The sequence below is a fragment of the Sphingomonas sp. genome (genome assembly GCF_048594985.1).
Classification (GTDB): Bacteria; Pseudomonadota; Alphaproteobacteria; order Sphingomonadales; family Sphingomonadaceae; genus Sphingomonas_I.
In genome coordinates this window covers 1-11,775 of the sequence record NZ_JBMDXG010000199.1, presented here as the reverse complement: position 1 = coordinate 11,775, position 11,775 = coordinate 1, and the positions used below count along the sequence as shown (strand labels likewise).

General features: G+C 67.6%; 13 protein-coding genes. 7 read left to right on the top strand and 6 right to left on the bottom strand.

The window, feature by feature from the left end:
- From ACOJSF_RS07585 to ACOJSF_RS07570, 4 genes are all read left to right on the top strand, one after another.
- On the top strand, nucleotides 1–940 hold a 940-nt coding region (locus ACOJSF_RS07585; RefSeq protein WP_420141608.1), incomplete at its 5' end, for an NAD(P) transhydrogenase subunit alpha.
- 12 nt (nucleotides 941–952) lie between these two features.
- The gene (locus ACOJSF_RS07580; protein ID WP_420141607.1) at nucleotides 953–1,255 is read left to right on the top strand and encodes an NAD(P) transhydrogenase subunit alpha; all 303 of its coding nucleotides are present in this window, start codon (nucleotides 953–955) and stop codon (nucleotides 1,253–1,255) included.
- 79 nt (nucleotides 1,256–1,334) lie between these two features.
- Nucleotides 1,335–2,858 (top strand): NAD(P)(+) transhydrogenase (Re/Si-specific) subunit beta, encoded by a 1,524-nt coding sequence (locus ACOJSF_RS07575; protein ID WP_420141606.1) that lies wholly within the window; start codon nucleotides 1,335–1,337, stop codon nucleotides 2,856–2,858.
- A 97-nt stretch (nucleotides 2,859–2,955) separates the two neighbouring features.
- Complete coding sequence (locus ACOJSF_RS07570) at nucleotides 2,956–3,342, top strand: hypothetical protein (RefSeq protein WP_420141605.1); 387 nt, start codon at nucleotides 2,956–2,958, stop codon at nucleotides 3,340–3,342.
- 112 nt (nucleotides 3,343–3,454) lie between these two features.
- Here the strand turns inward: ACOJSF_RS07570 and ACOJSF_RS07565 are convergent, their stop codons facing one another.
- On the bottom strand, nucleotides 3,455–4,012 hold the full coding sequence (locus ACOJSF_RS07565; RefSeq protein WP_420141604.1) for a hemerythrin domain-containing protein: 558 nt from the start codon (nucleotides 4,010–4,012) through the stop codon (nucleotides 3,455–3,457).
- 170 nt (nucleotides 4,013–4,182) lie between these two features.
- Here ACOJSF_RS07565 and ACOJSF_RS07560 point away from each other — a divergent pair, with 170 nt between their 5' ends.
- Together ACOJSF_RS07560 and ACOJSF_RS07555 are read left to right on the top strand one after the other, a co-directional pair.
- Complete coding sequence (locus ACOJSF_RS07560) at nucleotides 4,183–5,085, top strand: winged helix DNA-binding protein (RefSeq protein ID WP_420141603.1); 903 nt, start codon at nucleotides 4,183–4,185, stop codon at nucleotides 5,083–5,085.
- Between the two features lie 76 nt (nucleotides 5,086–5,161).
- Nucleotides 5,162–7,543 (top strand): beta-L-arabinofuranosidase domain-containing protein, encoded by a 2,382-nt coding sequence (locus ACOJSF_RS07555; protein WP_420141602.1) that lies wholly within the window; start codon nucleotides 5,162–5,164, stop codon nucleotides 7,541–7,543.
- Between the two features lie 25 nt (nucleotides 7,544–7,568).
- Here the strand turns inward: ACOJSF_RS07555 and ACOJSF_RS07550 are convergent, their stop codons facing one another.
- The 3 genes from ACOJSF_RS07550 to ACOJSF_RS07540 form a co-directional block, all read right to left on the bottom strand.
- Nucleotides 7,569–8,093, bottom strand: coding sequence for a CAP domain-containing protein (locus ACOJSF_RS07550; RefSeq protein ID WP_420141601.1), 525 nt, complete (start codon nucleotides 8,091–8,093; stop codon nucleotides 7,569–7,571).
- 76 nt (nucleotides 8,094–8,169) lie between these two features.
- Nucleotides 8,170–8,814 (bottom strand): L,D-transpeptidase family protein, encoded by a 645-nt coding sequence (locus tag ACOJSF_RS07545; RefSeq protein ID WP_420141600.1) that lies wholly within the window; start codon nucleotides 8,812–8,814, stop codon nucleotides 8,170–8,172.
- On the bottom strand, nucleotides 8,811–9,410 hold the full coding sequence (locus ACOJSF_RS07540) for a PEPxxWA-CTERM sorting domain-containing protein (RefSeq protein ID WP_420141599.1): 600 nt from the start codon (nucleotides 9,408–9,410) through the stop codon (nucleotides 8,811–8,813). Before ACOJSF_RS07540 ends, ACOJSF_RS07545 begins: the two co-directional genes overlap by 4 nt.
- A 287-nt stretch (nucleotides 9,411–9,697) precedes the next feature.
- On the opposite strand from ACOJSF_RS07540, the gene ACOJSF_RS07535 reads away from it, so the two are divergent.
- On the top strand, nucleotides 9,698–10,123 hold the full coding sequence (locus tag ACOJSF_RS07535; RefSeq protein ID WP_420141598.1) for an OsmC family protein: 426 nt from the start codon (nucleotides 9,698–9,700) through the stop codon (nucleotides 10,121–10,123).
- Nucleotides 10,124–10,187: 64 nt separating this feature from the next.
- On the opposite strand, the gene ACOJSF_RS07530 is transcribed toward ACOJSF_RS07535, so the two are convergent.
- Nucleotides 10,188–11,390: a pyridoxal phosphate-dependent aminotransferase gene (locus tag ACOJSF_RS07530; protein WP_420141597.1), complete on the bottom strand. Its 1,203-nt coding sequence runs from the start codon at nucleotides 11,388–11,390 to the stop codon at nucleotides 10,188–10,190.
- A 107-nt stretch (nucleotides 11,391–11,497) separates the two neighbouring features.
- The coding region (locus ACOJSF_RS07525) for an aminotransferase class IV (protein ID WP_420141596.1) at nucleotides 11,498–11,775 on the bottom strand (278 nt) is incomplete at its 5' end.

Here is an 11,775-nt window from a genome sequence, read left to right as displayed (position 1 = left end):
GGCCACGCTGGCGGGGGCCGACATCATCCTCGGCGTGCAGGGGCCGGACCCCGCCTCGCTTGGCGGGCAGGCGGCGGGCGCGTGGATCGTCGCCGGGCTCAATCCGTTCGGCGATCGCGCCCGGATCGATGCCTATGCGGCGGCGGGGTTCGAGGCGCTGGCGATGGAGTTCATGCCGCGCATCACGCGCGCGCAGTCGATGGACATCCTCTCATCGCAGTCGAACCTGGCCGGCTACAAGGCGGTGCTCGACGCGGCGGCCGAATATGGCCGCGCCTTCCCGATGATGATGACCGCCGCCGGCACCGTTTCGGCCGCGCGCGTCTTCGTGATGGGCGTGGGCGTGGCGGGGCTTCAGGCGATCGCCACCGCGCGCCGGCTGGGCGCGCAGGTCTCCGCAACCGACGTCCGCTCCGCCACGAAGGAGCAGATCCTGTCGCTCGGCGCCAAGCCGATCTTCGTCGAGGCGGTGAAGGGCATCGAGGGCGAGGGATCGGGCGGCTACGCGACCGAGATGTCCGACGAATACAAGGCCGCGCAGGCCGAGCTCGTCTCGTCGCACCTCGCCAAGCAGGATATCGTCATCACGACAGCGCTCATCCCCGGCCGCCCCGCGCCGCGCCTCATCTCGGACGCGCAGCTCGCGACGATGCGCCCCGGCAGCGTGATCGTCGATCTCGCGGTCGAGGCCGGCGGCAATGTCGAGGGCGCGGTCGCGGGTGAGGTGGTCGAACGCCACGGCGTCCGCATCGTCGGCCACCGCAACGTGCCCAGCCGCCTCGCCGCCGACGCCTCGGCCCTGTTCGCGCGCAACCTGTTCAACTTCCTGTCCGCCTTCTGGGACAAGGACGGCGGCCTGCCGCAGATCGACGACGAGATCGGCAATGCCGTCCGCCTGACTCAGGGCGGCAAGGTCGTGCACGAACGGCTGCTTGGCTGAAGGGACGACATCATGGACTTTCTTTCGATCCTGTCGATCTTCGTACTGGCCTGTTTCGTCGGCTATTATGTCGTGTGGTCGGTCACGCCCGCATTGCACACGCCGCTGATGGCCGTGACCAACGCCATCTCCTCGGTCATCATCGTCGGCGCGCTGATCGCCAGCGCGGCGGCCGGATCGGCGGGCGCGAAGTGGCTCGGCCTGCTGGGCGTGGTGCTCGCCAGCATCAACATCTTCGGCGGCTTCGCCGTCACCGAACGGATGCTCGCCATGTACAGGAAGAAGGACCGGCCGGCCGCGCCGCCGAAACACTGACCGTCGCCCCTGCGCAGGCAGGGGCCCATGGCTCTCGCCCTGACTATGTCGTCGGGTTGGGGCGGCGAAGGGGATGAGAATGCACGAAGGCCTCACCGCAAACCCCTGGGCGATGCTCGCTTACCTCGTCGCGGGCGTCTGTTTCATCCTCGCGCTGCGCGGATTGTCGAGCCCGACATCGAGCCGGCGGGGCAACCGCCTCGGCATGGCGGGCATGGCGATCGCGGTGGTCACCACGCTTGCCACGCACATTCCCGGCCGGCTCTATTCGGAGGTCGGGATCGCGGCGGGGCCTGACGGCATCATCTCGGCCGAAAGGTTCGCTTTCGTCCCCGATTATGTCGCCATGCTCGAAATCGTCGCCGCGATCGCGATCGGCGCGGTGATCGGCCTGGTCATCGCAAGGCGCATCGCGATGACCGCGATGCCGCAGCTCGTCGCCGCCTTCCACAGCCTCGTCGGCCTCGCCGCCGTGCTGGTCGCGATCGCCGCCTTCCTCAATCCGGAAGCGTTCGGCATCGCGACGCGCATCACCCCGATCTACGGGCCGTCGATCGTCTCGATCCACGCCGTCAGCCGGATCGAGATGATCCTGGGCGTGGCGATCGGCGCGATCACCTTCTCGGGCAGCGTCATCGCCTTCCTGAAGCTCAGCGGCCGGATGGGCGGCGCGCCGATCCTGCTGCCGATGCGCCACGTCATCAATCTCGGCGTCGCGTTGCTGATCGTCTGGTTCGCGCTGGGCTTCGGGATCGGGCAGCATCCGCTCGACTTCTGGCTCGTCGTGGCGCTGTCCTTCGCGATCGGCGTCCTGCTCATCGTGCCGATCGGCGGCGCGGACATGCCGGTCGTGGTGTCGATGCTCAACAGCTATTCGGGCTGGGCCGCCGCCGCGATGGGCTTCACGCTCCACAACAGCGCGATGATCATCACCGGCGCGCTGGTCGGCAGTTCGGGCGCGATCCTGTCCTACATCATGTGCCGCGCGATGAACCGCAGCTTCCTCAGCGTGATCGCGGGGGGTTTCGGCGGCGACAGCGCGGGGCCGGCGGGTGCCGCCGCCGTCGACCGTCCGTGGAAGCGCGGCTCGGCCGAGGATGCCGCCTTCCTGATGAGCCAGGCCAACCAGGTCATCATCGTCCCCGGCTACGGCATGGCGGTCGCGCAGGCGCAGCACGCGCTGCGCGAGATGGCGGACCTGCTCAAGGCCGAAGGCGTGGTGGTGAAATATGCCATCCACCCCGTCGCCGGGCGCATGCCGGGCCACATGAACGTGCTGCTGGCCGAGGCCAACGTGCCTTATGACGAGGTGTTCGAGCTGGAGGACATCAACGGCGAATTCGCCCAGTCCGACGTGGCGTTCGTGATCGGCGCCAACGACGTCACCAACCCGGCGGCGAAGACCGACAAATCCTCGCCCATCTACGGCATGCCCGTGCTCGACGTGGAGAAGGCGAAGACCGTGCTGTTCGTGAAGCGCAGCATGGGCGGCGTCGGCTATGCCGGCGTCGACAACGACGTCTTCTACATGGACCAGACAATGATGCTGCTGGCGGACGCCAAGAAGATGGTGGAGGACATCGTCAAGGCGCTGCGCGACTGAGCCGTCAGTTTGTCACCGGGCCGTCGCGTTCCGGCGCCCGGCTGAACCCGATCGCCGCTTGGGTTGTTCATCCTGCCGTCCATCAAGGAGTAAGCAGGTGAAGAAGCTTGTTGCCGCCATGGCCGTGGCCATGCTGACCGTTCCCGTCGCGATCGCGCCCGTCGAAGCGCAACGCCACCACGATCGCGATTCGCGCGATTATCGCTGGCATGGCGAGGATCGGAACTGGGATCCGTCGCAAAATTATCGCGAGGGTCGCTATCGCGAGCGGCGGATGGGCCGCAACGACCGGATCTACAAGGGCCGCGACGGTCGCGCTTATTGCAAGCGGCGCGACGGCACGACCGGCTTGGTGATCGGCGGCGTCGGCGGCGGCGTGCTCGCCAATGTGCTCGGCGGTGGCACGCTCGGCACGCTGCTCGGCGCGGGCGGCGGCGCGCTGCTCGGCCGCGAGATCGATCGGGGCGAGGTCAAATGCCGCTGAGCAGCTGATCGACGGTGGGCCGGGGGCGCGGATAACGCGACCGCCGGCCCACCGCCGTTTCGCTTCGGCCCCTGGGAAGGACATCGCCGCCCGAATGTCCTAGCGCCGCCGTTCAGGCGTTCGGGATTTCCTCCGCGACCGCCTCGTGCGTCTCGCCTTCGTCGCCGGTCGCTTCGATATTGGCATAGAGTTCGGCCTGCCGCGCCGCCATCTTTTCGCCGAGCGTATCGAGGTCGACCCGCCCCTCGCGGTGCGCGGCCTTGGCGTCCTCGAACAGCTCCTCGTCCTCTTCGTCGATGTGGTGGATCGTTTCCTCGCCGAGGACATGGACCTTCGCCCCGTACAATTCCTCCGCGCCGCTCAGGTTTTCGATCTCCGCCATCAGGATCTTGCCGGAGGCATGTTCGACGATCCCCTCGTTGATCTCGTCGGCCCCGATCACGGGCTTGAGCGCGGGGTAGAGCAACTCCTCCTCGATCGCCATGTGCACGCCCAGCCGCATGCACAGCTCGCCCGCGATCGCGGCGCGCTCCTCGCCCGATGCCGCCTCGGCCGCATCGAACAGCGCGCGGAAGCGATGATGGTCGCGTTTCAGCAGCGCGATCGCGGCCGGATCGTCCTCCGCGATCCCGTGCACCCCGTCCTCGTTCCGCGCGGCATAATCACCCATGTGAACGCTCCTCCTGCTTTCCCGCTCAACGGCCGCCGACCGATGAGCGTTCCGCGAGGCAATTCTTGCCCAAAATGGACATGATTGCGCAGGCCCCTCTCTTGAATCGTGCCGTTTCCGATCGACGCGAGAGGCTATCATTTCGATTCGACCGGGCTATCACTATGAAAATGGAGGACATGCTCTTCTCCCGCCCGCAGGTCGAATATGGCACGCGCCCGCTTGTCGAGTGCCTCGCTGACAGCGCGCAGGGGGCGGAAAGATGCCGCCGCCTGGCCGAGGCGGTCGGCGCGCGTGCGCGCATGCTGTCGGATCCGGAAACGGAGTTGGCACAAGGCGCGCTGGCCGACGCCCTCCTGATCGATCTGGGGGAGGATAGCGGCCCCGCGCTCGATCGCCTGTTCGACCTCGTCGAAGCGGGCGACGCGCGCGGCAGCTTCCGCAGCGTCGTCCATGTCGCGCCTGCGCTGATCGATCCGGCGGTGGCGCATCTGGCGTCGTCCGACGTGGCGCTGCTGTGCCAGGCGTCGGACATGGAGATTGCGGCAGAGTTGTCGGCTGCGCTGGCCGCGCCGCGCACAGAGACGCTGCGCGAACAAGGAGAGGGGACGACGCTTCGCCATCTGAGCGAGGAGGTCGGCCGTATCGCGCGCGTGCTCGCCCAACTGTCCGCCGCCGAATCCTCTTCGCGCAGCTTTACCCTTCCTGCCGTCGCGGAGGCGGCGGAGGCGCCATCGGCCACCTCGGTGCGCGCCATCCTGCGCGCGCGCCGGCTGCGCGATCAATTCTTCCCGGCCGATATGTTCGCCGATCCGGCGTGGGACATGCTGCTCGATCTGATCCTCGCGCGGATCGAACAGCGCATGGTCGCCGTCTCCAGCCTGTGCATCGCCGCGTCGGTTCCGCCCACCACGGCGCTGCGCTGGATCAAGCGTATGACCGACGAGGGCCTGTTCGTACGCACGGCCGATCCGCGCGACGGCCGCCGGGTTTTCATCGAATTGTCCGACGACGCCGCCGCCGCGATGACCGCCTGCCTGCGCGCGACAATGCGGTTGGGTGCTCCCATCTGACCCCGACATGCTTGCCGTTCGCCACGGCCCGTATACTATATCCGAACTGGTGGTTTTTGGGCGGATAGGGGTGGGTATGTCGTTCGCATCATCGGTCACGCGGCGGCACCTGCTGCTCGGTTCGGTGGCGGCGGCCGCGCTATCGTCGGCCGAGCTGCTGGCTCGCGGCGGCGCGGTCGCGACGCCGCTGCCCTCCACGCTCCGGCCATTCCCGCTGTCGGCGGTCCGGCTGCGCCCCTCCCCTTTCCTCGACGCGATCGAAGCGAACCGCCGCTACCTGATCGCGCTCGAACCCGACCGCCTGCTCCATAATTTCCGTAAGCATGCCGGGCTCGAACCCAAGGGCGCGATCTATGGCGGCTGGGAATCGGACACGATCGCCGGCCACACGCTCGGCCATTATCTCAGCGCGCTGGCGCTGATGCATGCGCAGACGGGCGATGTCGAATGCCGCCGCCGCGTCGATTATATCGTGGACGAGCTTGCCGCCTGCCAGGCCGCCTCGCCCGACGGCTATGTCGCGGGCTTCACCCGCCGGCGCGGCGAGGTTTACGAGGACGGCAAGCGGATCTTCCCGGAGATCATGTCTGGCGACATCCGCTCCGCCGGGTTCGATCTCAACGGCTGCTGGGTGCCCTTCTATACGTGGCACAAATTGTATGCCGGCCTGTTCGACGCGCAAACGCTGGCAGGTAACGATAAGGCGCTCGGCATCGCGATCGCGCTCGGTGCCTATATCGACCATGTCTTCGCCGCACTGACCGACGATCAGGTGCAGAAAGTGCTCGATTGCGAGCATGGCGGCATCAATGAAAGCTTCGCCGAACTCTATGCGCGCACCGGCGATGCGCGCTGGTTGCGGCTGGCGCGGCGCATCCGCCACCGCAAGGTACTCGATCCGCTCGCACGGCGTGAAAGTTCGCTGCCATGGATCCACGCCAACACGCAGATTCCGAAGATCATCGGCCTCGCCCGCCTGCACGAGCTGACCGGCGATCCCGCCGATGCGGTCGCGGCGCGGTTCTTCTGGGATACCGTCGTCAACGATTACAGCTACGTGATCGGCGGCAATGCCGACCGCGAATATTTCCCCGCGCCCCGCACCGTGTCGAAACACATCACCGAGCAGACGTGCGAGAGCTGCAACACCCACAACATGCTCAAGCTCACGCGGCATCTCTATGCGTGGCGGCCCGATGCGCGCCTGTTCGACTATTATGAGCGCGCGCACATCAACCACATGCTCGCGCATCAGGATCCGGCGACGGGCATGTTCGCCTACATGGTGCCGCTCGCCTCAGGTTCGCACCGCGACTGGTCGACCCCGACCGACGATTTCTGGTGCTGCGTCGGCACCGGGATCGAAACGCATTCGAAGCATGGCGAAAGCATCTGGTGGACCGGCGGCGACATGCTCGTCGCCAACCTCTACATCCCTTCGACGCTGACCTGGGCCGAACGCGGCGCCGAAATCGCGCTCGAAACGCGTTTCCCGTTCGAGGAGACGGTCGAGATCCGCATCGACCGGATCGCAAAGGCGCCGCGTTTCGCGCTGGCGCTGCGCATCCCGGGCTGGACCACGAACGCGATGGTCGCGGTCAACGGTACGCCCGTGCCGACGCTGGTCAGCGACGGTTATGCCGTGGTTCGGCGGCGATGGAAGGCGGGCGACCGTGTCACGCTGACGCTGCCGATGACGCTCTGGGCCGAACCGACGCCCGACGATCCGCAGACGATCGCGCTGCTCCACGGCCCGGTGGTGCTCGCCGCCGACATGGGGCCGGCCGACCGGCCGTTCGAAGGGGTCGCGCCCGCTCTGGTCTCGTCGGACCTTCTCGCCGCTTTCACGCCCGTCGCACTGGCGTCCAAGACCTTCCGCACGCAGGGCATCGGCCGTCCCGCCGATCTCGATTTCGCGCCCTTCTACCAGCAGACGCACCGTCGCACGGCGGTCTATTTCCGCCGCTTCACCGAACCGCAATGGGCGGTCGAGCAGCAGGTCTACGCCGCCGAGCAGGCGCGCCTCGCCGATCTCCAGGCGCGCTCGGTCGACGTCATGCATTTGGGCGAGATGCAGCCCGAGCGCGACCATCGCCTCGAATCCGCCAACTCCTACACCACGGTCTATCGCGGGCGGCACGGCCGCGACGCGCGCGACGACGGCTATTTCCAGTTCCGGATGAAGGTGCGCCCCGGTTCGCTGGTCCTGCAGGCGACCTATTGGGGGGAGGAACGCAACCGCGACTTCCACATCTTCGTCGACGGGCAGAAGATCGGCGCGCAGAAGCTCGATGGGGAGAGGCCGGGCGAATTCTTCGACGTCGACTATCCGATTCCCGAAACGCTGACGCGCGGCAAGGCGGAAGTGACGGTCCGCTTCCAGCCGGCCGCGCGGCTCGCGCGCACCGGCCCGGTCTTCGGCGTCCGGATCTACGCCGCGAAGGTGCAGCAGGCCTGACGTGCGCCCGGCGGCCGCCCCCGCGTCAGAAGGGGCGTTCGCCGATATAGTTGCCGGGCTCGTTATACCGGCACACCAGCACGTCCTCGCGCGCGCCGCGCGCCATCGCGCACCCGACCTGCGTGGTCCGCCGCCACACGAGCTGCGTATAATGGCCGACATCGCCGACCTTGCCCGTGACGCTGTTCGCCGGGAAATTTCCGGGCTTGAAGTAGCGTTTCTCGCGCACCCAGGCATCGACCATCGCCTCGGCCGAATAATAGCCCGGCGTCCCGGCCCACAGATTCTCGCCCTGCGGATCGCGCGGCCGTTCGGGCGCATGTTCGAAGCGGCCTGTGGCGGCCAGATGATCGGCCCATTCGCGCGCCGACGCCTCCAGCGCGAGGTTCCAGCGCAGCGGCGGCACGCCCGTGACGTCGCGCTCGCGATTGTGCGCGGCCAGCACGCGCTGTTCCAGATTGTTCGTCAGGCTCGTGGCACCGACCAGCATCGGCACCACTGCCATGATCGAGAGGCGGGCCAGCCGGCCCCGCAGTCCCATGATCGACATGGCTCGTTCCCCGAAAGTGATGGGGACGAGCTACGGCGGTGGGGTATCAGGAACGACTTACGGGCGTGGTTATCCGTCAGGTAACCATTTTTGCCGGCGGTGAGCCGGCGTCGATCACGACCAGATCGCCGCGCTTCACCTGTGCATAGAGCAGCTTGGCGAAGGCCGGAGGGATCCCGATGCAGCCATGCGTCGCGCGGCCGCGCTGGACATCGCTGGCATGCACCGCGACGCCGTCGCCCGTCAGGCGCAGCATGAACGGCATGTCGGCGTCGTAGAGCGTCGACCGGTGCCGTTCGGCCTTGCTCAGGATCGGGAAGACGCCGGTCGGGGTCGGCTTGCCATCGGTGCCGTACAAGACGATCGCGGTGCCGATCTCATGCCCGTCGCGAAATACGGAGATGGTCTGCCGCGCGAGGTCGATCCGCACCCATGTCGGCCCGCTCGGCCCGACGCCATCCTCGTTCCAGGCATAGTCGCCATAATAAAGAGGCCGCGCGACATTGAGCAGGCTGCGCACCGGCTCGCGCCGGCCGTCGGGCAGCGCGATGCTCGGCGTGTGATCGGCGGGGTAAAGGATCCTGGGTCCGGATTCCTGGACGACCGGCGGCGGCGCCACGGGGGCCGGCGATCTTCGCGGCGGCACGAGCCAGACGATCAGCCCGATCGCCGCCAACGCCGCCAGCAGCGGCAAGGCGGTCTTCCAGAAGCGGGCCGTCACCGGTCCGAAATGCGCACCGGCGATGTCTTGCCCGCGGCATTTGCCCTGCGACGCCGCACGGCGAAGCCGACCAGCAGGAAGCCTGCCAGCATCGACAGCCACGTCGCCGGCTCGGGCACCGCGGCGGGCGGGGGATTGGGCTCCCCGCCATTATTGATCGGCCCCGGCGCGTAGATGAACGGGCCGGACCCGAAAGGCGGGAACAGAGTCGATCCGGGATCGGTCACGCCCGGAATGCTGATCGGCCCGGTGTTGAGCGGGCCAAGGCCCGCAAACTGGACCGGCGCGAATCCGTCGGGCAGCGCGGTCCCCGGCGGGCGCATCCGCTCCCCGCTCAGCACGCGTTCGCTGGGCGCCAGCGGATTGGCGGCGGCGGGCGGCGCGTCCGCGGCGGCCAGCGTGGGGAGGACGCGCTGCGACGGCTTGGTCTGCGTCAGCAGCCCGGCTTCGCGCAGCCCTGGCGAGCGCGCGCCCATGATCGCGAGCGGGTCGCGGAACGAAACCGTCGGGAAGCTCGCGGGGACGAGCCCGCGCGCCCGCAGCTCACTGGTCACGACGCCACCACCGAATCCGGCAACCAGCGCGATCGCCGCCATTGCGGGCGCCGAGGCTACCTTCTTCCATTGCATGTTCGAACGCCCCTTTTCGAAGGTGTCTCTAACGTGGCGATAACACAAATTCTGCCGATTCGTTGCGAATACGTACCTAACGACTCGGATTCTCAAGGAAAGTCATAGTTTTAAAATTTGCAAGCTGGATGGCAAGAACTGCACGACTGGCCGCATTTCCGTGATGAGATGGAGGGATCGCGGCATCAGCTTGGCGGGTTGTCGCGCTTTCCGGCAAGAATTTTGCCCCGATCAACGACGAGGAGTTTGGACGCATGACGATACGCACCGCCACCGCGCGTTACGAAGGGCTGGGCAAGGCCGGCAAGGGGCGCATTTCGACCGGATCGGGCGCGATGGAACAGGTCGCCTACGGGTTCGGCACGCGCTTCGGCGACGAGAAGGGCACCAATCCCGAGGAGCTGATCGCCGCCGCGCATGCCGGCTGCTTCACGATGGCGCTCGCCTTCGCGCTCGCCAAGGCGGGCTATGAGGACGGTACGCTCGAAACCAAGGCGGCCGTCACGCTGGAACAGGAAGGCGAAGGCTTCACCGTCACCCGCTCGGCGCTCACTTTGTCGGCCTCGGTGCCCGGCATCGATCCCGATCGCTTCGCCGAGATCGCCGCCGGCGCCAAGGCGAACTGCCCGATCTCCAAGCTGCTCAAGGCCGAGATCACGCTCGACCACACGCTGAGCTGACCGCGCCGTCGCCCGGCGGGGCCGCGTCCGGATCGACGCGGGCCCGCCGGTTCACGATGGTGGCCTATCGCAGCGCGGCGCAGGCCTGCTGGATGCGGGTGCACGCCTCGGTCAGCGCGCTTTCCGACGTGGCATAGCTGATGCGGAAGGCGGGCGAGAGGCCGAAGGCCGCGCCATGCACCGCCGCGACGCGCACGTCGTCGAGGAAATAGTCGATCAGCGCCGCGTCCGAATCGATCGCCTTGCCGCCCGGCGTGGTCTTGCCGATCAGGCCGGACACGTCGGGATAGACGTAGAACGCGCCCTCGGGCGTTGGGCAATGCACGCCCTCGATCGCGTTGAGCATGCCGACCACCAGGTCGCGGCGGCGCTGGAACGCCGCGTTGCGCTCGGCCAGGAAGCTCTGGTCACCGGTCAGCGCGGCGGTCGCCGCCGCCTGCGCGATCGAACAGGGGTTGCTCGTCGATTGCGACTGCAGCTTGGCCATCGCCTTGATCAGCTCGACCGGTCCGCCGGCGAAGCCGATCCGCCAGCCGGTCATCGCATAGGCCTTCGAACAGCCGTTGACCGTCAGCGTGCGCGCGTAAAGCTCGGGGCAGACCTGCGCGATCGTCGCGAAGGTGAAGTCGCCATAGACAATATGCTCGTACATATCGTCCGCCATCACCCATACGTGCGGATGGCGCAGCAGCACCTCGCCCAGCGCCTTGAGCTCGTCGGCGCTATAGGCGGCGCCGGTCGGGTTGGAAGGCGAATAGAGGATCAGACCCTTGGTCTTAGGCGAGATCGCGGCGTCGAGCTGCGCGGGCGTGATCTTGTAGCCCTGGTCCGCGCCCGCCGCGACGATCACCGGCGTGCCGCCGCAATATTGGACGATGTCGGGATAGGACACCCAATAAGGCGCCGGCACGATCACCTCGTCGCCCGCCTCGACCGTCGCGACCAGCGCGTTGAACAGGGTGTGCTTGCCGCCCACGTTCACGCTGATCTGGTTGGCCGCATAGTCGAGGCCGTTGTCGCGCTTGAACTTGCCCGCGATCGCTGCCTTCAGGTCGGCGGTGCCGTCGACATTGGTATATTTGGTCTTGCCGCCACGGATCGCCTCGATCGCCGCGTCCTTGACGAAGTCGGGCGTATCGAAATCGGGCTCGCCCGCCGCCAGCCCGATCACCTCGATCCCCTGCCCCTTCAGGTCCAGCACGCGGCTGGTCATGGCGAGCGTGGGTGACGGGCTGATGCGGCCGAGCGCGGCCGAGAGGAGGCTCATGGAACGGTCTTTCGCTGAAGGACAGGGAAGGCGCCGCGCCTATAGCGCGCGCTTTCCGGAAGGTTCAACCGCAAGCTGCCCCCGCGCAATTTCCGTGCGCGTTTTGCTCAGAGCAGGCGCGCGGAAATCATCCCGCGCAGGTCGTTGCCCAGGAAGAATCCCTCCGCCAGATCGGCGGCGACCAGTTCGCCCTCGATCGCTTCGCCGCGCGCGATCAGCCCAGCGCGATGCACGCCGGGCAACAGGCCGAGCGCCAGCGGCGGCGTCACCAGCACCTCCCCCCGGCGGACATAGAGGTTGGTGAAGCTGCCCTCGGTCAGCAGGCCGTCGGGACGCGCGAACACCACCTCGAACGTGCCCGCCGCGGCGCGCGCCTCGTCATAGA